16 protein-coding genes are annotated in these 22,806 nt (G+C 58.4%); 2 read left to right on the top strand and 14 right to left on the bottom strand.

Annotated features, from left to right (window positions below):
* Positions 1–137 precede the first annotated feature (137 nt).
* On the top strand, positions 138–1,475 hold the full coding sequence (locus AABO57_27775; GenBank protein MEK6289532.1) for an amino acid permease: 1,338 nt from the start codon (positions 138–140) through the stop codon (positions 1,473–1,475).
* A gap of 24 nt (positions 1,476–1,499) precedes the next feature.
* Here the strand turns inward: AABO57_27775 and AABO57_27780 are convergent, their stop codons facing one another.
* The 10 genes from AABO57_27780 to AABO57_27825 form a co-directional block, all read right to left on the bottom strand.
* Complete coding sequence (locus tag AABO57_27780; GenBank protein MEK6289533.1) at positions 1,500–3,767, bottom strand: copper-translocating P-type ATPase; 2,268 nt, start codon at positions 3,765–3,767, stop codon at positions 1,500–1,502.
* A gap of 152 nt (positions 3,768–3,919) precedes the next feature.
* Complete coding sequence (locus AABO57_27785; GenBank protein MEK6289534.1) at positions 3,920–4,327, bottom strand: DUF302 domain-containing protein; 408 nt, start codon at positions 4,325–4,327, stop codon at positions 3,920–3,922.
* 302 nt (positions 4,328–4,629) lie between these two features.
* Positions 4,630–5,175, bottom strand: a complete 546-nt coding sequence (locus AABO57_27790; GenBank protein ID MEK6289535.1) for a hypothetical protein — start codon at positions 5,173–5,175, stop codon at positions 4,630–4,632.
* A gap of 276 nt (positions 5,176–5,451) precedes the next feature.
* Positions 5,452–6,696, bottom strand: coding sequence for a sialidase family protein (locus AABO57_27795; GenBank protein MEK6289536.1), 1,245 nt, complete (start codon positions 6,694–6,696; stop codon positions 5,452–5,454).
* A 67-nt stretch (positions 6,697–6,763) separates the two neighbouring features.
* Positions 6,764–8,773: a c-type cytochrome gene (locus AABO57_27800; protein MEK6289537.1), complete on the bottom strand. Its 2,010-nt coding sequence runs from the start codon at positions 8,771–8,773 to the stop codon at positions 6,764–6,766.
* Positions 8,774–8,870: 97 nt separating this feature from the next.
* Positions 8,871–10,538 carry an efflux RND transporter periplasmic adaptor subunit gene (locus AABO57_27805; GenBank protein ID MEK6289538.1) on the bottom strand — a complete coding sequence of 556 codons (1,668 nt, stop codon included), beginning with the start codon at positions 10,536–10,538 and terminating at the stop codon, positions 8,871–8,873.
* A gap of 31 nt (positions 10,539–10,569) precedes the next feature.
* Positions 10,570–11,949 carry a TolC family protein gene (locus tag AABO57_27810; protein MEK6289539.1) on the bottom strand — a complete coding sequence of 460 codons (1,380 nt, stop codon included), beginning with the start codon at positions 11,947–11,949 and terminating at the stop codon, positions 10,570–10,572.
* Positions 11,950–12,047: 98 nt separating this feature from the next.
* Complete coding sequence (locus tag AABO57_27815; GenBank protein ID MEK6289540.1) at positions 12,048–15,251, bottom strand: efflux RND transporter permease subunit; 3,204 nt, start codon at positions 15,249–15,251, stop codon at positions 12,048–12,050.
* 99 nt (positions 15,252–15,350) lie between these two features.
* Positions 15,351–15,776 (bottom strand): FixH family protein, encoded by a 426-nt coding sequence (locus AABO57_27820; GenBank protein ID MEK6289541.1) that lies wholly within the window; start codon positions 15,774–15,776, stop codon positions 15,351–15,353.
* Positions 15,777–15,998: 222 nt separating this feature from the next.
* Positions 15,999–16,379, bottom strand: a complete 381-nt coding sequence (locus AABO57_27825; protein ID MEK6289542.1) for a hypothetical protein — start codon at positions 16,377–16,379, stop codon at positions 15,999–16,001.
* Positions 16,380–16,445: 66 nt separating this feature from the next.
* On the opposite strand from AABO57_27825, the gene AABO57_27830 reads away from it, so the two are divergent.
* Positions 16,446–17,789: an amidohydrolase family protein gene (locus AABO57_27830; GenBank protein ID MEK6289543.1), complete on the top strand. Its 1,344-nt coding sequence runs from the start codon at positions 16,446–16,448 to the stop codon at positions 17,787–17,789.
* A 318-nt stretch (positions 17,790–18,107) separates the two neighbouring features.
* On the opposite strand, the gene AABO57_27835 is transcribed toward AABO57_27830, so the two are convergent.
* The 4 genes from AABO57_27835 to AABO57_27850 all read right to left on the bottom strand — a co-directional run.
* Positions 18,108–19,427, bottom strand: coding sequence for an amino acid permease (locus AABO57_27835; GenBank protein ID MEK6289544.1), 1,320 nt, complete (start codon positions 19,425–19,427; stop codon positions 18,108–18,110).
* A gap of 111 nt (positions 19,428–19,538) precedes the next feature.
* Positions 19,539–20,024: a YbjN domain-containing protein gene (locus AABO57_27840; protein ID MEK6289545.1), complete on the bottom strand. Its 486-nt coding sequence runs from the start codon at positions 20,022–20,024 to the stop codon at positions 19,539–19,541.
* A 33-nt stretch (positions 20,025–20,057) separates the two neighbouring features.
* Positions 20,058–22,415, bottom strand: coding sequence for an ATP-dependent Clp protease ATP-binding subunit (locus AABO57_27845; protein ID MEK6289546.1), 2,358 nt, complete (start codon positions 22,413–22,415; stop codon positions 20,058–20,060).
* Between the two features lie 122 nt (positions 22,416–22,537).
* Positions 22,538–22,806 (bottom strand): hypothetical protein (locus AABO57_27850; GenBank protein MEK6289547.1); only part of this gene is annotated, 269 nt, incomplete at its 5' end.

Below are 22,806 nucleotides of genomic sequence, written 5' to 3' on the forward strand. Positions count from 1 at the left end.
ACGCGGGCCTATCAGAAAGCATCGCCAACGTTGGAACAGATGTGCACAATCAGCGGGCGCCAATCTCGATTGAACAAACGCATCGCCAGCATTAGTATTCCCGCGCCTCGTCAATCGAGGCGAGCGAGACTCACGAAATGGCTCAACCGACACAGGAAGGTCTGATCCGAGGGATCCGCCGCTGGGATCTCGTTGCCGTTGCCATCAACGCAATCATCGGAGCTGGTATCTTCGGATTGCCGTCAAGGGCCTACGCTCTGGTTGGTCCGTACAGCCTGATCGCGTTCATAGTTTGCGCGATCGTTGTAGCTCTGATCATTCTCTGCTTCGCTGAAGTGGGCAGCCGATTCAGCGAGACCGGCGGACCGTACCTGTATGCGCGCGAGGCATTCGGCTCTGCGGTCGGATTTGAAGTTGGCTGGCTGATGTGGCTCGCACGGTTAACCGCCTTCGCGGCGAACTGCAACCTGCTCGTCGACTACCTCGGCTTCTTCTGGGGTCCGGCGACGACTCATTACTGGCGCGAGGCAATCATCGTCGTTGTAGTTTCCGCGATCGCCGCCGTAAACGTCGTCGGCGTGCGCGACGCTGCGCGCGTTACGAACGTTTTCACTATAGGCAAGCTGATACCGATAATTCTCTTCATCGGGGTGGGTTTGTTTTTCCTCAACTCGCAGAACTACTCATTCGCCGAGCGTCCGGCTTACGGCGCTTTCTCGTCGTCTGTGTTGATGCTGGTCTATGCCTTTTCCGGTTTCGAGATGGCGGCGATCCCTGCAGGTGAGGTTCGCGATCCGCAGCGTAACCTTCCGATGGCGCTGCTGACAGCGATCGGCGTAGTGGCTCTGCTGTACATTTCGATTCAGGTCATCTGTATCGGAACACTTCCAGGCCTGGCAACTTCTCAAAGGCCGTTAGCCGATGCGAGCGGCGTCTTTCTGGGGAGGGCGGGCGGCGCAATCATCTCGGCCGGAGTCGTGGTTTCGATCGTCGGCAACCTGAACGTCATCATTCTCGCCGGCTCACGACTGCCTTTCGCGATGTCAGAACGCGGCGAGCTTCCGAGGATTATCGGCGCAACGCATAAGAGATTTCGCACGCCGCACATTTCGATCCTGATTACGTCCTTCGTCGTGCTCGGCCTAACGCTGGCGAGCACGTTCGCACGGCAGGTCAATCTGAGTGTGATAGCGCGGCTGTTGTCCTACGGCGTGACCTGCGCTGCGCTGATTGTCTTTCGGCGCAAAAAGGGCGCTGCACCAGCAATGTTCAAAGCACCTGCCGGCGTGGCCGTTGCCATAGCGGCCCTTCTGCTCGCGGCGTGGCTACTGTCAAACAGTAGCTTGCTCGATGCGCGCGATTCGGCAATTGCCGCAGGAGTTGGCCTGGTGATCTATTTTGGTTATCGATTCGCGGGCGACAAGCAGGGTAAGAGCGAAACCAGTGTACGTGCTGATGAGAATCTGCAAGCGTGAAGCCTTAGATGGTGAACTGGACCCTCACAACTCGACCTTGCGCAGCCGCAACGCGTTGCCTATCACCGACACGGAACTGAAACTCATCGCGGCGCTTGCGATCATTGGGCTGAGTAGCAAACCAAACACTGGATAGAGAACGCCCGCTGCGATCGGGATTCCGAGCCCGTTATAGATAAAAGCGAAAAAGAGATTCTGCCTGATGTTGCGCATTGTGGCTCGGCTCAGCTTGCGAGCGCGCGCGATGCCACGCAGGTCGCCCTTCAACAGGGTGACGCCGGCGCTCTCGATAGCTACGTCCGTGCCCGTCCCCATTGCAATTCCAACCTGCGCCTGCGCCAAGGCCGGAGCATCGTTCACACCATCGCCGGCCATCGCCACCAATCGGCCCTGAGCCTGTAGACGCTTTACTACCTCGCCCTTCTGCTCGGGAAGAACGTCGGCCTCGACCTCGTCTATGCCTAACTTTCGAGCCACCGCCTCGGCAGTAGTCCGATTGTCGCCGGTGAGCATGACGATGTGTATTCCATCCTCGTGCAGCGCTCGGATTGCCTCAGCCGTAGACTCTTTGATCGGATCAGCCACGCCGAGTAAACCCCCGAGCCGGCCATTAACGCCGACAAACATTACCGTCTCGCCCTCTTTGCGCAGAGCCTCTGCTCGCTCGATAACACTGCTCGCGTCGATGTTCAATTGCTCGAGCAGCTTGCTGTTGCCAAGAGCAACAACGTGCCCATCGATCTTTCCAATAACGCCTTTTCCGGTGATGGATTGAAACTCTTCGGCTTCAGAGAAGCTCAAGTTTCTCTGCTGCGCGCCGGCTACGATTGCCGCGGCCAGAGGATGTTCGCTTCCCCGCTCGATGCTAGCTGCCAGTCGCAGTAGCTCTGACTCACTCGTGCCATTCAATGGGAGTACTGAGGTAAGGCGCGGCTTGCCTTCGGTGAGCGTGCCGGTCTTATCCACAATAAGCGTATCAATCTTCTCCAGGATCTCGAGGGCTTCAGCATTCTTGATGAGCACGCCTGCCGAGGCGCCGCGGCCTGTTCCCACCATGATCGACATCGGCGTCGCAAGCCCCAGTGCGCAGGGGCAGGCGATGATCAGCACAGCTACCGCGTTGACGATCCCATGGGCCAGACGCGGCTCAGGCCCTGCAAGACCCCACACGGCAAACGTGATGATGGCGGCCACAATGACGATAGGAACAAAGTAAGAGGAGACAACATCCGCGAGGCGCTGAATGGGAGCGCGGCTGCGCTGAGCTTCGCTTACCATCCGCACGATCTGCGCAAGAAGCGTCTCGCTGCCGACTCGCTCCGCGCGCATTGTGAAGCCGCCCGTGCCGTTGACGGTACCACCCGTGACCTTATCGCCTTTGCTCTTCTCTACGGGAATGGGCTCGCCGGTCACCATAGACTCATCGACAGAACTCGTGCCTTCGAGGACCATTCCATCTACGGGGACCTTTTCTCCCGGGCGAACTCGGAGCCTGTCTCCAGGCTTTATGAGATCCAGAGATGTCTCTTCTTCTGTGCCATCATCGCGCATGACTCGGGCCGTTTTTGGAGCCAGTCCGAGCAATGCTTTGATTGCGCTGCTTGTCTGACTACGCGCGCGCAGTTCGAGAACCTGGCCTAACAAGACCAATACTACGATTACCGCAGAGACCTCAAAATAGACGCCTACTTCATCGCCGTGACTGCGGAAGGAGCCAGGGAAGATGGTTGGAAAGAAAGTGGCGATGACGCTGTACCAGTAGGCCACTCCCGTGCCGATGGCGATGAGAGTAAACATGTTGAGACTGCGATTGACGATGGAAGCCCAACCCCGCTGGAAGAAGGGCCAGCCTCCCCAAAGAACTACAGGGGTGGCGAAAGCCAACTGAATATACTTGAGCAATCGCATCGATACAGCGTGCTGCACAGGCTGGCCTGGAATGAGCTCCGACATCGCGAGCAGGAGCAGTGGGATTGTCAGAAGCAAGCTGATTTTGAACCGGCGAGTCATGTCCTCCAGCTCTTCGTTGTGCTCTTCCCCGCCGGTGACCGTTCTTGGTTCCAGAGCCATTCCGCAGATCGGACAAAGGCCGGGGCGGTCTCGCACGATCTCCGGGTGCATCGGGCAGGTGTATTCTGTTTTCGTAGCCGGCAGGTTAATGGCCAGCGCTTCAAGCGCCATGCCGCACTTCGGGCACGAGCCTGCGCGGTTCTGGCGAACCCCCGGGTGCATCGGGCAGGTGTATTCCGTTTTCGCCGCCGGCGGTGTGATGACCAGCGCTTCAAGCGCCATGCCGCACTTCGGGCATGAGCCTGGCCGCTTCTGGCGAACGTCGGGATGCATTGGGCAGGTGTATTCGTTGCTGTTGTCTGCGATCCGCATCGGTCCGCTGCGCTCTCCCTTGTCCTTGTTATCGCTCGGTGTGACGAAGCCATTCGTGCGGGTCACAGGTTGTCAATGACTCGACGCAGCTTTTCGTTCACCTGGTTAGCCGTTGACTCCAGCTTGGGATTACCGACGACTGACAGCATTCTGGCTGCATCCACGGCGGAGACAACCGACCGCCCGTCTTGCTCGTAGACAATCACGTTGCAGGGCAACAGCAGGCCGATGTTGATCTCCTCCTGCAAGGTCTGGTACGCAAGCGCCGGGTTGCACGCGCCGAGGATCACATAATTCCGGAAGTCGACGCCGAGCTTCTCTTTCAGCTTCTCCTTGATGTCAATCTCGCAGAGCACACCGAAGCCTTCAGCTTTGAGAGCTTCACGTGCGCGCCCCACGGCTTCGCTATAAGAAACGTCAAGCGTCCGGCTGTAGCCGTATTTTGAAAGTTGCGGTTCCTGTGCACTCATCTTCATCTCCTTTTCCAATGTAACCAAATTGCGAGAGGGCACGGCTGCTACAACCATGCCCTCTTGTGAGCATTCGTTATCGCTCGCTGTTTAAGTCGCGCGAACCTGTTGCGTCTCCCACTGCTGCTGTGCGGCTATCGTCCTTTACTGCACCCGGTCGAGACTCGACGCGGCACGAGTTAGCCATTCAAGTCGGGACGCCGAAGCGCGGCAGCACCCAGCGCATCAGCACGATCCAAGCCGCAATAAGTAGTACCGGCAATAACCATTCAGCCATCTTTTTCATACCTCCCTACGAACACCTACTTCATCTTCATCTTCTTGTCATCGTGCATCTTCGACATTTCATCGAGATGCTTGAGAACGTTAGCGCTGTCCGCTGTGACTTGCTTGGAGTCGGGTTGATCAGCCCGGACATCCTTCTCAAGCGCGCTGACCGCATCCTTGAGCATCGAGCGATGCATTTCCATGTCCTTCATCATCGCCGCCATATGCGAGCGCATCTCCTCGCTCATCATTTTCATATGCTCCCCATGATGCTCCTCCATCTGGTCGAGGCTCCGTTTCATCTCAGCAACCGCGGCGCGGGCAAACTTAGCATTAAGCGGGCTGCTGCCTTCCGCCTGGTGGTGCAGGGTTTTTGCGAACGTACCGAGGTTCTGCATATAAGCCATTGCTAAGGCATGGTGCGGCTCGTTCATCATGCTGGACATATCCATCTTGGACATGTCGTGTTGCATAGGCTTCTGTGCGCCATGCTGATGTTCTGTTTGTGCCAGCGCGCCCACTGCGCTGAACAGCATCAGCGCGATGACCGCAAGAATCGTTGTGTAAGCTTTTGTCTTCATGATTGCTCTCTCCTTAGGTTCTCTACCGTTGTTAATTGAAAGCGTGGCGGTGAGACTGAACTCAGGCGCTCGCATGGCCGGGCCCGCCGTGCAGGTCCAGACGGACTAGTCAAATCTGTTCACGCGGCTTGGGCACCTGCAGTCCCTAGCTTCCATCCTTGCTCTCGCTCATGCCCAGCAGGTGATCGTCGGAGCATAGTTCCACCAATCTTCGGGATGTTCATGATTGGCCATCCCGAGATAAACTGCTGTCCATTATTGGACAACTTAGAAAACTCATCTTCCGGGGACAAGCCTTCCCTTTGCCGTCCGTACTCGCGAAGGAGTTCCCGGATCAGTCCACGCAAAAATGATTTCATCTCCGGCGCGTGCCATTTGAGGAAAGCCGCTTGCTCGAGCAGCGCTCGACTCGGCTACTGTTGTTGACTGACCGCGCGAGCCATCTGGTCTGAGTAGACGGACTTTAACTTCTCCGCCTTTTGCCGTGCGCTCCAACCAACTGACAAGCGCCGATCCGTTGGCCAGCATCAATACATCGACACGGCCAACCGGAGTTCCTTCATCCACTATTATTGGCTGGCCGAATGTCGCGCCTGCATCGCTAGAAAAGATTACCTTCACTCTCGGAACGTCCTTCGCCGCAGTGAACCACGCGACTGCTACTCGCCGCCCGTCAGCGGAAACCGATGGGCCATTGACCGGACAACCGTGAATCTCCCAGTCGTCAACATTCAGTGTTCGGGGCTGTGTCCATCGCCCTTTGTAGAAGCGAACGATCGAGATGTCGCGTATCTCTTTTTCAGAGCGATCCCGGTACACCACGATTGCTCCGTCCGTCGTAAGCGCAGCCGACGTTTGGCAACAATCGCAGACGCGCGAGTCCAGCAGCACATCTTCAGAAAGCCCGCGTTTGGCGTCGATGGTTGTGTACCTCAGAGTCATTTCATTCGCAGATGATCCGTGACCGTCTTGCGAGTTCTCTTTGAAGTTACGGCCGTCGAGCCACACTGCTGCCACGCGCCCGCTAGTCCAGGGCAGCATAGAGACAAAGCCGTGCTCGGTCATTGTGCCATCGCGATGCGGGAGTATTGGCTTGCTCCATGTCTTGCCGCCATCGGTCGAACGAGAGATGTTGATATCGTATGCGTGACTATCGGGACCGCCCTTCACCAACCAATGCGCAACAAGCGTTCCGTTTGGCAGCGCAACCAGGGACGGGAAATCGGCCCAGTTGACGAACCAATTCGCGCCCTCGGCAATCGTGCGAGGCTCGGACCAATTGCCTCCATTGCGGATTGCAAATCGCAGCCTGCTGCCTTTATCGCCCGCCGGTTCGATCCAGGTTAAGAAGACTCGTCCATCAGGCGCCGAGTACAGGTTTGGCTCACCACTGCCGGGCGCGGCAGGTGAATCAAGCGGCCGGACTATCACATTTTGTTTTGCCGGCTCCTGCCCGGCGGCGATGACGATGAACAGTAGAACAAAGAGTAATCCGTGAATGCTTCGGAAAAGATGTGACATTCGATTCCTCCTACTCGCTCGTGTCCTAAACACCGCAATCATACACTTCTCGATTCGTGAATATCGGTTAGTGCTTCATCTTCCCGGGCCGGATGCGCAAGAAAAAATGAAAGCTCGTCGGGCTTGAACCGTAGATTGGCTTTAAGCCATCCGGCACGTGGTAGAAAGTCACGTCTGCGCCGATGCCGACTCGCAGCTTGGAATCGGCTACGATGTCGCGCACTCCGCCAAACGTGAACGCGCCTACACGGAAGAACTGCTCGAAACGGTCGCCGAGCTCGAAGCCATTGCCTATCGGGTGAAACTCATCAAGGCCGCGGCGGCCGAATATGTTCTCCTCGAGCAGCCCTTGTTTATCTACAAGCTCCAACCGAGTGTAAAGGTAATTCCTATCGAGGAAGTTCGCTGTCGATTCAAATAAGTAAGCGTTCGAGTTACCGTGTAGCTCGTGATTGCGGCCCCAGATCAGACTCGAAGCCCAGTTGCCGTCCTCCCACGAGCTATTGTGAGAAACCGAGGCCGTCAGCCGCTGGAGGTTGCCAGGTTCGAGCGCTTCTGGATTAACCAGGTGCCCATACGACAACTGCATCGACCAATCCGGCGTTGGTGTGAACCAGACTCGCCCGCTCCAGGAATCGAGTTTACCCTTTTGGATGTCCTTGCGGTTCTCGTCCGGCTCCGCGCCATGAAACAGCGAACTTTCTACACGGAAGCGCCACGCTGTCACTCCGGCTGTGATCACACCGTGGCTGATATGCGTGGAGTCTTGCCAATGATGTCCAAGCGGCGCCGCCGGATTCTCTGCCGCGGACATTCGGTGCATGAATGCCGTCGGCCCAAGTGCTGGCTCGGCAACAGGGCCGCCGTAGAAATTGAGAGCGACATGCTCCGACAATCGAATGTTGTAGGCGGCTGCGAGTTCCATAAACAGGTCGTGTGGGTGTTGGGCATCGATAATCGGACGGCCCGCGAAAGTTTCTCCTGTTTGGAAAAGCTCCGGAAAACCACGCCTGGGTGTAGTCCACGGTTCGGCTGAGAACATTCCTCGAAGCATCAAACGGCCCGGTCCGACGTCTCGCTCTGCCATGAGCATAAACCAGTTTTGCGACTCAGCTTTGTTTATTCCGCGAGGCCCGCCTTGATGGTTGAGTCCAGCCTTGAGGTCGGCGTGCGCCATTATCATCCAGTCGTCTTTCATCCAATGCCACATATATCCTGGCGCGCTCGCGGGCATAAGGCTTGTCCCCGAACCGACAGCCGACATCGAACGAAAGGGCCCCCCTGTGATGGTGCTCATCATTCCGCTCATGTCGTGCCCGGCATGTTCTGCGCCCATTTTAGACATATCGTGGCCCGGCATTTCCTTCTTCATCTGGTCAGCCTGCTGAGTAGAAGGCTGAGTTTCGTGATGATGTTCCTGCGGTGGTTGTGTCTTGGCGGGTTGTTGTGCAGGTTGCTTACCATGCTCGTGAGCAGGCTCAGGCTGCGCTGGCTTCTGCCCTTGCTGCGTCTGAGCCGCCTCGTGCTGATGCTGATGCTCAGTAGAGGGCTGCTGTTGCGGTTTAGCTTCCGGATGCTCGTGCTGTTCTCCTTTCCCAGCGCCGTGCTTGTGGCGAGCGCTCGCTGGCACGGCGGATTCGAGCTTCTTTCTACCTTCGGGGGTGAGCGTGGGCAGCTTCCTGAGAAACAAGATCGTGTGCCAAATCTCCGCCGGCTTATGAGTCTTGCCAAAGGCCGGCATGGCTGTACCTGGAACGCCGCTCGAAATCTGACGGAATAACTCTGCATCCGACTTAGTCTGTACTTTATCGGAAGTCAGGTCCGCCGCGCTTACAGCTCTCCCCTTCTCAATATCAGCTTTGCCGGTCGAGCCGTGACAGCTTGCACAGTGCGCGTCAAAGTGGTCGAGGCCCAATGCGATGTTCTTCTCAGTCGGTTGAAGCGGGTTCTTAGTCTGAGGCCTTTGTGGAAGCGAGACGGCATACGTTATCCGCTGGGATACAAGGTACCCGAGCGCCAGTGTGCAAAACACAACCATTACCGCGAGCTTGACCTCTCGCGACTCATGCGATTTCATACAGTCCTCCTCCGGTCTAAGCAATCAACACTCTCTTTCGGCGAATTTCCCAGTTCACCGCCTTGATTCAGTTCCTATTCGAAGCGCCTTCAGAGGATCAACGCACCACGATCTTCCCGCTGAGCATCTTCATTCCGCAGGTGAAGTCGAACACGCCCGCCTTGGTGGGTCTAAACTCGAGCACCACGGGTTCCTTGAACGGCAGATCCTGTTTGATGTTGAACTCCGGGATCACGATCGACGTGGCGCACGTCTCTTCAATCTCTCGCACGAAGGTCAATCGCGCGGGAATGCCTTGCCTCAGGTTGATCCGGTCAGGCTGAAAGCCCTCACCGGTCACCTTCACTGTGACAGCCTGGACGCCGGCTTCTTGTTGCGGCGCGCGAGTCGCGGCTTGTGCCTGGTTGACTGGTTCGCCCGAAGCCGCGGAAGCCGTCGCCGCTGACTGAGCAGGATTCAGCTTCAAGCTCTCAGCGCGAAGCAGAAAGCTTCCTTCGGTCACGACTCGCTCGCCCGCACTCACACCGTTGTACACGGGCAGCATGCCGTTGACTTCTTGTCCGGTCGAGACTTCGCGCTGCACGAATGAACCCGGCCGATCGGTTACCACGTAGACGATTTGCTTTGCTCCGATGGTCTGAACCGCAGAGCGAGGCACAGCCAGAACTGTTTGCCCGCCCGGCGCAGCTTGAACCCCGCCGCTGAAGTTCACGTCTACGAACATCCCTAGCCGAAGCACTTCTCTTGGATTCGCCAACTCGACGCGAACCTGAGCCGTCCGTGTTTGCGGATCGACTCGCGGATCGATGTAAGAAACGCGCCCGTTGAAGGTCCGCCCCGGATAAGCCGAGGTTGTTATGACCGCCGGCGTCGCGACGTTGACCGTCTGGAAGTCCCTCTCATAAATTTGTGCGATCACCCACACTGACGACAAGTCCGCAACTCGAAACATCTCCTTGCCCTGCATGACAACCTCGCCGGTGTTGACCGCGCGTCCGACCACAGTCCCGGAAGCGGGAGACTCAACGGCGATAAGCGGCTTTGGGAACTTCTGTGCAGTGCGAAGCTCCTCGATCTGTTTCTCGCTCAGGCCGAGCAGAATCAACCGCTCTCGCGCGGAGGCGAGACTCGCCTCTGCGGTCTTCTTCATCGAAGTGGCTTGCTCGAGTTCTTCCCGGCTCGCCGCGCCAATCTCGACAAGGTCGATCGTGCGCGTGTGATGCTTGTGGTGCTCTTCAACCTCAGCGGCCATCTTCAAGTAAGCCGCCTCCGCGTCCGCCAGCTCACTGCTGAAAATCGTTGCGAGCGTCTGCCCTCGATTCACCTTATTACCAAGCTCAATGTTGATCTGCCTGACGATGCCGCCCGCGATTGGAAAGACGGGCACTTCTTTGTACGCGTTCGATTGAACAGTTCCGGTTGTTCGAATTCCGGCGGCGCCCGCGGAAGGCATGCCCGTTTGCTCGGCGACGACTTCGGTTTTTAGCTGGGCGTTCGCGAGTTTGTCAGGAGACAGCGTGATCACCATCTCGCCGGAACGGGGCGGGGCCCCGGTTGACGCCGCACCGGGCGGCGCTGGAACGGATTCTCCTGTCGGTGCGGGAACCGGGCGTCCGGCGATTGAACCCGGACTCGATCCACGCGTGAGCAACCACGTCACCGCGATCGCGACCGCAGCCAACAGCACCACCGCGACTACAACCCATCGCTTGAGCGCGACCGGGCGCCGAGCCGGCGGCTCCTCTGAGTTCTCACGTTGATTCATTGCACTGTCCTGATTGTCCATTTTCATCACCTCACGCGGAAGGAACTGGCGTTCCCGCTGCGCGCTCGAGCTCGACGAGCGAGTTGAAGTATTCCTTAAGCACCTCGGTGTATCCGGTCTCGACTTCGATGAAACGTCTCTGCTCGCTGACGTAGTCGAGCGCTGTCTTCTGGCCAAGCGTGTAAGTCTGGCGGATCACGTCGAGATTGCGCTCGGCCTGGCCGCGAACGCCGTCGCGATAGACTGCAAGCGCAGACTGAGCTCGCTCGAAACGCGCGTACGCAGAGGCCACTTCGTTGCGAACAACAAGCTCGGCGAATTCGCGGCGGCTGCGCGCGGCTTCGGCGGATGCGAGCGCTGCTTCGACGTTGCCCTCGTTCTTGTTTCGCACCGGCAGGCTCAACCGCACTCCAAAAGTGAGATTGTGGAAGACACCCATCACTGGAACGCGCGCCCCGGCGTCGTTGAAGCCAAAGACATCGAAGCCGCTGCTCATTCGCTCGTAGCCGGCGAAGATGCTTGCGTCGGCTTTGCCTTCAGCTCGCGCTTGTTCGATCTGCGCCGAGGCGAGCTTCTCAGCCGCGCGCGCAGCCGACAGATCAGGCCGGGTTGCGAGCGCGTTTCGCACCGCATCGCTCTGCGTGACTGGTTGGCGTGTTGTGTCGAACTCACCGCGCAACCGCAACGGTTCGCCTGCCGGCATGCCTATGACTTTTTTAAGCTCGAGTATCGCTACTTCAGCGCGACTCTCGAAGCCGATTCGCATCGCGTCAACTCGATTCAACTCGACCAGCAACAGGTTCTGCTCGAGCGGCGCGGTCTTGCCGCTCTCGACGCGCGCGTGAACGAGGCGATGCGAGTCGCGGGTGAGCGTGAGCAAGTCTTCGGTGAATTTCAGATTGCGAGCGGCGGCTATGGCATCGGAATACTTCATTCGCGCGTCGGCTGCCAGCTTGCGCTCGAAATCGGCTACCTCGGCTTCGCGCACTTGAAGCTCGGCCGTTGCGACGACGACTCTCGCGCTTCGCCGACCGCCAAGCTCGAGCGGCAGCTCCGCTCCGACCATGAGCTTGTTGTCGGGAGTATTGGCCGCGCGTGTCCCGCTGGCTTCGATCATCGGGTTTGCTTTGAGCCCGGCCTGGCGAAGCCGCCCTCGCGCTTCGGCGATCATCTGCCTCGCGGCCGCAAGCTCACCGTTGTGCGCGAGCGCGTAACGAACAAGCGCATCCGCCGTGAGCCCGTTCACCGCGTCGATGTATTGCGAGTACATCGAGCGCGGCTCGGCGGGCTCGATCCTCTTTGGCGACTTTGCCAGGAACACTAATCCTTCGGTCATTGATTGCGGAAGCGCTGCTGTCGTCGAGAGTATCAGCAACAACGCCGCTACAGTTGATCTAGTTAAAACTTTCATCGTCACCTCCATCTTCTTGGCGGCTTTTCGGCTTGGCGCCTTTGCGTGATGATCGTTTCGCGCCAAGACGCCAAGTCGCAAAGACCGCCAAGAGAACCTCAGTCACTTCTCGTTCGCTTCAGCTCCCGCTCGCGAAGCCAGAAGAAGATCACCGGCGTCACGATCAACACGTGAATCAGCGACGACACCATCCCGCCGAGCACCGGGGTCGCCAGCGGCTTCATCACCTCGGCGCCCGCGCTTGTGCTCCACATAATCGGCAGCAGTCCCGCTACCACCGTGCTCACCGTCATCACTTTCGGCCGCAGTCTCAACAGCGCGCCTTCCATCACCGCTTGCTTGAGCTGCTCGCGAGTGAGCCTCCCGCTGAGTTCTTCCTGCTTTTTGCGCTCAACCGCTTCTTCCAGATAGATCACCATCACCATGCCGGTCTGCACCGCTGTTCCAAACAACGCAATGAATCCCACCCACACCGCGACTGAAAAGTTGTAGCCGAGCGCATAAAGCAAATACACTCCGCCGGTAAGCGCGAACGGCACCGCGAGCAAGACGTGCGCGGCTTCGATAAACGAGTGATAAGTCAGGTACAGCAGCAAAAAGATCACGACCAGCACGATCGGCATCACCAGCAGCAAGCGTGCCCGCGCGCGTTGCTGGTCCTCATACTGACCGCTCCATTCGACGTAGTAGCCCGCCGGGAGCTGCACCCGCTCCCGCAGCGCTTGCCTGGCTTCGTCGACGAAGCTGCCGACGTCGCGGCCTCTCACGTTGAGCAGCACCGTGCCGCGCAGCAACCCGTTCTCGCTCGAGATCATCGACGCGCCGTTGACCTCTTGTATGGTCGCAACTTGCGCAAGTGGTATCTGCGCGCCGCCGGGCGCGGACACAAGCAACCCGCTTAGGGCTTCGGGGCTCGCTCGAAACTGTTGCGCGTAACGCACTCGCGCCGGGAATCGCCTTCGCCCCTCGATCGTCACGGTGAGATTGGTTTCACCGATGCCGGTGTCCACGACGTTCTGGATCGTTGGTACGTCGATGCCGTACCGGGCGGCGGCTTGCCGGTCGATCTTGATGTCAATGTAAGGCTGGCCGGTGAGCGGCTCAGGCGAAACGTTCGCCGCGCCCGGCACCGTCTGCAGCACCGACGCGACTTCGCGCGAATGCCGTTCAATCTCGGCAAGCTCGCTTCCGTAGATCTTCACGCCTATCTCAGTGCGAATGCCGGTCGTCAGCATCTCGATGCGATTGATGATCGGCTGCGTCCAGATGTTAGTCACACCCGGCATCGTGAGTTTGTCATTCATCTCTTCGATGAGCTTCTCGCGAGTCATCCCGGGGCGCCACTGGTCTGGTTGTTTCAGATGAACGATCGTCTCGTTCATGTTGACCGGCGCGGGGTCGGTCGAAGTTTCCGCCCGGCCGGCCTTACCCGTCACCCATTCGACCTCGGGGAATGACTTGAGCGTCCGATCCTGCATCTGCATCACGCGCAGCGCTTCGTCGATCGAGATAGCCGGATCGGTGATCGGCATGTACATCAAGTCGCCTTCGTTGAGCTCGGGCATGAACTCGCTGCCGATCGGGTGAATCGCCTGAACGAGCGGTCCAACAATCGGAACGTTGGCCGTAATAGATCGCGCCTTCGGCAGCCAACTCGCCGAAGTAGCGAGCAACACCGCGACCGAAAATAATAGCAACGCGCACGCAATCGTCAGGGCTCGATGGGCAAGCGCGAAGCTCAGCACCGGCCGATAACCACGCTGCAACACGCGCATCACCCAGTTCTCCTCTTCAGAGTGGAAGCGCCCGCGCAAGAGCAGCGTGCACAACACCGGAACCAGCGTGACCGCAATGATCGTCGCCGCGAGCATCGCAAACGTTTTGGTGAATGCGAGCGGATGAAAAAGCTTTCCTTCCCTGCCGGTCAACGCGAACACCGGAACAAAGGCGAGGACGATGATCGTCATCGAGAAGAAAATCGGCCGCCCCACCAATCGAGTCGACTCGAGCACGGTCTCCCATACCTTTTGCCGGTCGCGCGGATCGACGCCTCGTTTTTCCAGGTAACGAAATGCGTTCTCGGTGACGACTATCCCCGCGTCGACCAGCACGCCGATCGCGATCGCAATGCCAGACAGCGACATCAGGTTCGAACTGATGTCGAGGTTGTGCATAAACAGAAACGAAGCGAGCACCGCCAACGGCAGCGGAATCGTCACGATCAGGATCGAGCGGAAGTGAAACAGAAAAATTATGTGAGCAAGCGTGACCAGCAGCAGCTCTTCGATGAGCGCACGCTTGAGCGTAGCCGTCGCCCGCAGGATCAATTCAGTCCTGTCGTAGAACGGCGTGACACTCACACCCTGCGGCAAGCCAGGCTTGAGAGCTTCCAGCTTAGCTTTTACCGCGCTAATCACCTCAAGCGTGTTCACCCCGTATCGCGCGATCACCACTCCGCCAACGGCTTCTTTACCGTCGCGGTCCAGCGCCCCAACTCGAAACGCGTTGCCGATGTTCACGTCCGCGACATTTCGAACGAAAATCGGAGTGCCGCCCGAACCGCCAATCACGATGTTCTCGAAGTCGGCCACCGATCCGATCAACCCGACACCGCGCACGATCGACCATTGGCCGTTATGCTCGATGACATTCCCGCCGACGTTTGAGTTGCTTCGCTGGACGGCTTCGACGACCGTCGAGAGCGGTATCGAATAAGCGCGCAATCGATTCGGATCGACGTCGATCTGATATTGCTGCACCTGTCCGCCCACGGACGCAACTTCGGCTACACCAGGAACCGAGTTGAGCTGATAACGAAGGAACCAGTCTTGAAGCGAACGCAGGTCACGCAAGCTGTAGCCTTCGCCGTCAACTGTGTACCAGAAGATCTGGCCGACGCCGGTCGCGTCAGGGCCGAGCGTGGGCAAGACGCCTTCGGGGAGTTGCTTGCTTGCGAGGTTCAACCTCTCGGCGACTCGAGTGCGGGCCCAGTAGAGATCGATCGAGTCTTCGAAGATCACGTTGATCATCGAGAACCCGAACGCCGACTGCCCGCGCACCACTCTTACGCCGGGCAAGCCTTGAAGCGTGGTGGTCAGCGGATAGGTGACCTGGTCTTCGACTTCTTGTGGGCTGCGGCCGATCCAATCGCTGAAGACGATGACCTGATTGTCGGACAGGTCGGGTATCGCATCGACCGGAGTGCGGATGAGCGCCCAGTAACCCCACCCCGCAAGCAGCACGTACGCCGCGACGATGATGAAGCGGTTCTTGAGAGAGAATTCGATTATGCGGTTGATCATCTGTTAGTCCGTAGTCCGTGGTCCGTGGTCCGTAGCCCGTAGTTCGCAGTCAAGCGTTAGTTGACTTCGAGCTACGGACTACTGACCACGGACTACGGACTATTTGGCAGTGACGCTCATCGTCGCCTGTTCCGTCCCGCGCGATCCCTGGAGAGTGATCATCGCTTCCCAACTGCCGCCGACTTCGATGTTGACCCGAACCTTAAACTTGCCTGGCGTGTCGGTTGTCGTCAGTGTAGCGACTTCGTTCATCTCGGCCATCGATCCCATCGCAGGCATATAGAACTTGAGCGATGCAGCCGGAACATCGACGGGCTTGCCCGAGGCGTCCGTGACTGAAAGCGTGAGATCATTCTCTCCGCTCTTGATCTCGCCGCTGGTGCTCGAAAGCGTGATCGTCGTATCACCTGACTTAGTGGACTTGATGATCTTCTCGCTGCTGGATGAGCCGGAGCGCTCACAAGCGCTCAAGACGAGAAGAGGAATCGCAATCGCGAACGATATGACGATAGTTCTGATTTTCACTAATACACCTCCCGAACAGCATCAGTATGTTTGTTCCAAGCCCCGTCGCTTGCCGCCAACCAATTTGGCTGCCCAGCGATGTTCAAGCCGCAAGTTGGCGCGCTTCATCGGCCGGCTTACGCACTCAGCGCTTCACAAAGATACTCGGACGATCACGCGTTGGACTTAGAGTTTCCCGGTTCGTTTGAATGACTTGTGCCGCGAATGGGCACACTACGGCTTTTAGATCAGGAGAGTACCGGTTCTGAGGTAGATGTGTGTTGACTGAACTATGCTGCGAGCGGGCGAGTGCAGAAACCCGGACGGCTGTATCGAATAAGCGGCTGCTACGCCAAGCACGACCGGGGAGGAGCCCTTGTTGTCGCGCTTTGTCCTCAGCAGACTTGTCGGCTCCGACCTCTGAGTCTCACCGGTCTGACCGCATTCTGTTAGACAACAAGGTCTAGACTGGCTCACGCGCGGCTGATTGCGGCGCGGAGCACTGCAACAGCCGCCGCATTCGCCATCACCTTCGAAGGGTGAAACGGCTGCCAGCGAGTTGCCGGCGACCGACAGCATGAACGCGACAATGAGCAGCCATCGAATGTGCAGCGGTCGAATCATCAGTAGTCGGAGTCTAACACCGCCTCTTGCAAAGGGTCAATTCTCCAGTTCTAATCATCCCCGATGATGAAACGTCTCTATGTCGCGGAGTGGGTGTTGCCCATAAGCTCGCCCCCGATCCGCAACGGCGCAGTCGCCGTTGACGACAGCCGAATCAGTTTTGTCGGCACGAGGAGTGCAGCCGAAGCCCGGGCTGATTTATCCAACGCTGAACGCAAGGACTTCGGGCGCGCGGCGATCCTCCCGGGCTTCGTGAACACCCACAGCCATCTCGAGCTGACGCTCATGCGAGGCTTTCTCGAAGACCTTTCGTTTCGCGATTGGATCGTGAAGCTGACTCACGCCAAGTATGAACAACTCTCTATCGATGACTTGAAGGCGTCAGCTCTTTTGGGAGCGGCCGAGGCGATTCGCGCAGGCGTGACGACGCTGGCGGATACGGGTGACACGGCGTCGGCTTTTGAAGCGCTGCTTGAAAGTGGGCTTCGAGGAGTCGCCTATCGTGAAGTGTTCGGTCCCAATACCGATGATGCGGCGAAGAGCCTCGGCGGACTCAGAGAAAAGATCGACGACATGCGCGCGCGCGAAACTGACCTGGTGCGAGCCGGCGTCTCACCACACGCGCCCTACACCGTCTCGGGCGAACTATTCCGCCGCGTAGCCGGATATGCTTTGAATGACTCTCTTGATGTGTGCATCCACGCGGCTGAATCAGAAGCCGAACGCGAGATGATGCTCACTGGCGGTGGCGAGTTCGCGCGCGGGTTGAGAGATCGAGGCATAGCGTGGGCCGCGCCAGGTGTATCGACGATCAAGTATTTTGAGTCGCTCGGTGTTTTGGACACCAGCCCGCTGCTTGTGCACTGTGTGAGAGTTGACCCTGAAGACATCGCGCTGATGGCTGGTTACAATGCCCGTGTCGCGCACTGCCCCAAGTCAAACGCGAAGCTCGGCCACGGCATCGCCCCTCTCGCCTCGATGTTGAGCGCGGGTGTGAGCGTGGGCCTGGGCACGGACAGCGTCGCTTCAAACAATCGTTGCGATCTGATAGAAGAAGCGCGATTCTGCGGATTGATTCACCGTGCCGAGTCGCGCGACTCTAAGCAACCCGCTGCCGAGCGATTGCTCAGACTGGCGACGCTCGACGGCGCGCGCGCGCTTCGGCTCGAGGGAGACATCGGTTCGCTTGAAGCGGGCAAGCAAGCAGACTTGATAGCAATTGATTTTTCGCGCACCCACAACGCGCCAGTGCACGACTCGATGGCTACCATCATCTTCAGTGCGGTGACTGCCGACGTTGTGTTTACGACGGTGGCCGGCCGTGTACTCTTCGATCGTGATATGAAGACGCTCGACGAGGCTGAGATTCAGAACCGCGTCAATGCTGCGCTACTTCGGATGGAAACCTAGCAGGCTGCTGAAAAAGGCGACAGCTCTCACAGCGGTTACCCATAGTCCCACCAGCGCAGTTGGTGGATCCTTCATACTCAACCTACAAAACAGGCCGCCGCACGCCGCCCCAAATCCCATCAACGCAGTTGGTGGGATTAGCCGTGACCACTTGTGTGTTATCGACTTTTTCAGCAGCCTGCTAGGCGCTGGCGTAGCCGTCGATACCGCCTCGATAGATTAGGAGTCTTCCCCCTGACTTCCGACCTCTGACCTCTGACCTCTGACCTCTGACCTCTGACCTCTGACCTCTGACTCGCTTGCTATCCGTTTCCCATCTCAATCGGCCGTTTTTGTTTCTCGAAAGATGAAATAAAGCACCGCGCCAGCCAGAAGGGCGACTGCTCCCGCAATCGCTTGAGCCCTGTTTATCCCTGTGAGCAACCAGATCGAAATCATCGCCGCCAGTCCTGGCATGAGAATGCCGCCCGGCACTCTGAATTTGCGGTTGGCATCGGGCATCTTTCGCCTCAATACCGGCACCGCAAGACAAGTAGTCGCGCTGAACAGCAAACGGGCGATGGCGCTCACGGTTACAAGCTGAGCGAAGTTCCCGTACAGCGCGATCAACCACGCGGCCAAGGCAAAAACGATCACCGCAACGTGAGGTGTGCGATAGCGCGGGTGCACTCGTGCCAGAGCGCGCGGCAACTGGCCGCCCTTGGCGAGCGCATACAGGATGCGCGGTCCAACCAGAATCACCGCGCTGTTGCTCCCTGTTGTAGAAAGCACCGCGCCGGCCGTCAATATGGCCGCGCCCGCGGGACCCAGGAACATTCGCGCGGCAGAAGCCAGCGGTGTTGCGTCATCTGCCAACCCAGGTAGCGTGCCCAGCGCGACTATTTGAATCAAAATGTACAGCACCGTGGTCACCGCAATCGATGCGATCAACGCGATCGGCAGATTCCGTGTGGGATTCTTAACTTCCTCGGTCGGCACCGACGCATTCTCGAATCCGCCGAACGCGAATATCAGCGCGAGGCTCGCCTGTCGCAACGGGCCGGCGTCTGGAAACGCGAGTATCTGGTAACGAGTGCTATCGACGAAGAACAACCCGGCGAAGACGAATAGCAATAGAGGAACTACCTTGACGATCGTTAGCACGTTCACTGTCCACGAGCCGTACCTGACTCCAACCAGGTTGAGCCAGGCCAGCCCCCAAATCAAACACGTGAGAGCAATCGCGCGTCCAGTCCCGCTTCCAAGCGTGGGCCAGAAATATCCGAGATAGGCGGTGAAGGCATTAGCGATCGCCGACGTTGCCGCCAGCCTCGACAGCAGAAACATCCACCCGACTTCCAGTCCGACAAAGCTCCCGAACGCCGCGCGGGCGTAAAGGTAGGGTCCGCCTGTTTGCTCGAACATGCTTCCGGCTTCGGCGAAGCACAGCACGATCAGCGCGATCAGGACTGCCGCGACGATATAGGCGACGGGACTGGCGGGTCCGAGCAATGACGCAACCGTCGCAGGCAAGACGAAGATTCCAGAACCGATCACTCCGTTGACCGCGATCGCGATCAGTCCAAACAGTCCAACGGCTCTTACGAATCGAGGCGGGGAGGCGTCGGCGATCGAACTGGTGGAGTTGAGGGTGTTCATCTGTGGATGGTACGAGGAGTGTGACGATTGAGGATTGCGAACATTGAAAATTGAAAATTAGAGCAATTTCCAATTTGCAATTCATTGCGGCTCGCACAAACTGAAGCCCCGCTACTCCCAATACTCGACCGGTTCTTTCTTTCCCGACATCAGCTTGTCGCGCGCGGTCCGTCCGCCGAAGGCCGTGACGATCTGGTCATCAAGATCGTCGGCAACCCTCGCGATGGCTGACACGCTTGCGTAAAGCTCCTCGCGGTCCATCGAGTCCCCTAGTATCGTATGCGTAAGCAGCACCGTGCCTTTGTCGCCTTCGCCGCGAGCCAGCCCGAACCCGCCGAGTATCAGCCGAAGATTGTAGGTGAGCAGGTATCGCATCAACTGTTCGGTCACCTCCACATCGACGACTACGTACGCGAAGACCTCCACCCCTGACTTCTTTTCACCAATCGCAAGAGTGCGAACGTAGACGAACGTCGAGCCTTCCTGCAATACGAACGTGTCGTCCATGACCTTGACGTTTACTTCACCGAACAGCGTATGCAGATAGTCGCGAGATTTCTCGTACACTCTTTGGTGAGCTTCGGTTTGGAATTCCATTCTCGATTCCGACGAAAGTTCAGAGTTCAACCTTCAGGTTGCGCGGTCGAGTCCGGGCAAGCTAAAGCTTGAACTCTGAACCCTGACTCCTATCGATTCGTTCTCGATGCTGATCACCACCTCGAGCCTTGCGCCCGCAGCGCTGCCGTCAAGGTGTAGATGGGTAAACGGAATGATAATCATCTCTTGCAGAAGGCGTTCGAGCTGCGCAAGGCTCTTGCGCTCGCTTGCCAGTTGTTCGGCGAAGAAGCCTGCGAGTTGAGGGGCCATGCTGATCACCACCGGCTGCGAGCCCCTGAGTCTCGCGCTCAGCTCGGCAAGCCGCTCGGAAATTATCTGCTCGGTCGCGGCGCGATCCAGCACCTGAAACTCAACGACCTCGTCAATCGTTGCGGCTAGCGACTCGCTGATTCCGTACCCCGACCCTCGCTCGCGGAGGTGAAGGCTTCCCGTCCTTCGCAGGTCCCCAGTCAAGCGCCGCTCGTCGCCCTCCGGGTCATGCACGAAACCCATTTGCGAGTGCTTCGCCGTCTCGTTCATGTGCGAGAGCGACATCACCACCGTCGTGTTTGAAAGCGAGATCCTCGCGCCCGAGGTGTCGGTGAACCGTCCTCGCTCGAACGCTTCGCCGAGGAACTGCTGAACAACCGCGTGAGCCAGATCGATGTTTCGGAAGTAGAGCACCGAATGTGGATTGTCCTCGGCCGCTTTCGACAGCAACCCGCTTCGGTCGCCGTAGCCGACATAGCCCGGCTCGGCGCCGATCAGCCGCGAGATCGACCACGGCTCAGTGAACTGGCTCATGTCGAACTCGATCATCTTCTGCCACGAACCATAAAGGAACTTCGCGAGCGCCATAGCCATCTCCTGCTTGCCCACGCCCTCCGGGCCCACAAACAGAAAGACGCCGTCGGGTTGCTCCGGTCTGATCTCCAGTCCGAGCTTCGCGATGCGCACAACGCGAGCGACGTCTCGAGCAGCGCGTTGCTGACCCGGAACCGCCGAGTTGAGGACCTCCTCCAATCGGTCCAGCCGTTCCCCGGGATCTTCATCCATCATTTCCAGAGGCAGCCCGGTGGTTTCTGAGAGAGTCTCGGTCACACACTCGCGAGTGAGCCGATCGTGGCCCGCAAGCGTCGCCTTTGCCGCCGCCTTATCAAGCAGATCAAACGCTTTGTCAGGAAAGCTACGCGATTGCAGATAGCGCTCGGTCATCTCGACGATCAACCCGATGATCTCATCATCTATACTGACACCGTGATAGGACTCGAAGGCGCTGCGAGTCTCCAGAAGGATGCGACGCGTTTCCTCGAGTGAGGGCTCTTCGATTGTGATGGTGCTGAAGCGCCGCGCGAGCGCTTCGTCGCGCGCGATGTACCTGTAGTACTCGGCGAGCGTCGTCGCGCCTATGCAGGTTATTTCGCCTTTTGACAGCGACGACTTAAGAAGATTGGCGATGTCGCCGGTGCCGGCAGCGCCGCCCGCGCTCAGCAGCGTGTGAATCTCGTCGAAGAAAAGAATCACGTCGCCGGCGCACCGCACATCGGCGAGGAGTTTCTTCAACCGCTCTTCCGTTTCTCCGGCGAACTTCGCATCGGCGAGCAAGCGCAACCGCGAGACTTCGAGTATGCGCTTGCCGCGCAGCCGCTGCGGCACATTCCCCCCGCACAGACGCGAAGCCACCGCGATGACCAACGCCGTCTTGCCGACTCCGGGTTTGCCGATGAGCAGCGGATTGTTCTTCAACTTTCTGCAAAGCGTTTCCAGAACAGCACTGATCTCGCGCTCGCGCCCTACGAAGGGATGGGAAGAAGACTCGCGCGACTCTTCCGCAACGTCGGCGCAATAATCCTCAAGCGCCCCGGTCAGCGCTCGCGTGGAAGGTGACGACGCGCCGGCCTGGTCCTTCTGGCCGCGCGGTGTGTGATCGTGAGCCCGGTCCTCACTGTCCTCAGTAACGGGGTCGGAGAGCGGTTGAGCATTTGCCAACGCTTCCAGGGCCGCTCGCTCGAACTGCGGCGTGTCGCCCAAGGCTTCCTTAACCGTCTGGCTCTCCAGCGCGGCGCGCAGCAGATGTTCCGGGGCAGCAAGCACACAGCCATCAAGCTGCGCGAGTCTTGCAGCTTCGGAGATGATGACCTGGGTGTCCTTCGGAACTACGATTGACTCTGACGGGTCCGGATAACGATTGGCGATCGCCTTCTGCGCTACTTGTAGCAAGGACGATCGCTCGCTCTCGCGCGGTGTCGAGCCTGATGATCTTTCCATCACCGCCACCACGATGTGAAGCGGCGACAATGCTCCGCCATTCGCGAGCGCCAGGCGCTTCGCACCTTCGAACGCGTCACGCGCTCGTCGATCCAGCAGGTTGAGTAGTTGTTCTCTTTGCATGGAGCCGGCCCGCCCGGGGAATTTGCGATGAATGTCATCGCATCGAGCTGCTTTCGGAGTTCCGGTGAAAGCCTATATCGCGACTCGTTGGAGGGTCAATGGATTCTTGCGGGCGATTGCGTTTACTGGATCGTTTCGCTGCTCGCAACCTGCTGTGGCTGCTGCGCGTCGGTTACGTGAAGCGCCTGTTCGGCGAACACATTTGAATTGATGAGCGATTGAACGACATAACTGCCGGAGGTGGGGAAGTTGACGTTAGCGAAGATTGTCACGTTGTCGGCATAGCCGTCGGGCGGCACTTGAAACGGCGAGGGCGATGACGCCGCCACCGGCTGCACACGATCCGGGGTCAGGATGCGGACCTCAGAAAGGTACTGTCCCTCGCCGGACC

Source organism: Acidobacteriota bacterium, from assembly GCA_038040445.1.
GTDB lineage: Bacteria > Acidobacteriota > Blastocatellia > UBA7656 > UBA7656 > Onstottus_A > Onstottus_A frigus.

Coding starts and splice junctions, on each gene's coding strand:
- AABO57_27805 (MEK6289538.1), bottom strand. CDS start 10,538: ATGAATCAACGTGAGAACTCAGAGGAGCCGCCGGCTCGGCGCCCGGTC.
- AABO57_27840 (MEK6289545.1), bottom strand. CDS start 20,024: ATGGAATTCCAAACCGAAGCTCACCAAAGAGTGTACGAGAAATCTCGC.
- AABO57_27795 (MEK6289536.1), bottom strand. CDS start 6,696: ATGTCACATCTTTTCCGAAGCATTCACGGATTACTCTTTGTTCTACTG.
- AABO57_27790 (MEK6289535.1), bottom strand. CDS start 5,175: ATGAAGACAAAAGCTTACACAACGATTCTTGCGGTCATCGCGCTGATG.
- AABO57_27835 (MEK6289544.1), bottom strand. CDS start 19,427: ATGAACACCCTCAACTCCACCAGTTCGATCGCCGACGCCTCCCCGCCT.
- AABO57_27815 (MEK6289540.1), bottom strand. CDS start 15,251: ATGATCAACCGCATAATCGAATTCTCTCTCAAGAACCGCTTCATCATC.
- AABO57_27825 (MEK6289542.1), bottom strand. CDS start 16,379: ATGATTCGACCGCTGCACATTCGATGGCTGCTCATTGTCGCGTTCATG.
- AABO57_27800 (MEK6289537.1), bottom strand. CDS start 8,773: ATGAAATCGCATGAGTCGCGAGAGGTCAAGCTCGCGGTAATGGTTGTG.
- AABO57_27845 (MEK6289546.1), bottom strand. CDS start 22,415: ATGCAAAGAGAACAACTACTCAACCTGCTGGATCGACGAGCGCGTGAC.
- AABO57_27775 (MEK6289532.1), top strand. CDS start 138: ATGGCTCAACCGACACAGGAAGGTCTGATCCGAGGGATCCGCCGCTGG.
- AABO57_27810 (MEK6289539.1), bottom strand. CDS start 11,949: ATGAAAGTTTTAACTAGATCAACTGTAGCGGCGTTGTTGCTGATACTC.
- AABO57_27780 (MEK6289533.1), bottom strand. CDS start 3,767: ATGGCGCTTGAAGCGCTGGTCATCACACCGCCGGCGGCGAAAACGGAA.
- AABO57_27830 (MEK6289543.1), top strand. CDS start 16,446: ATGAAACGTCTCTATGTCGCGGAGTGGGTGTTGCCCATAAGCTCGCCC.
- AABO57_27785 (MEK6289534.1), bottom strand. CDS start 4,327: ATGAGTGCACAGGAACCGCAACTTTCAAAATACGGCTACAGCCGGACG.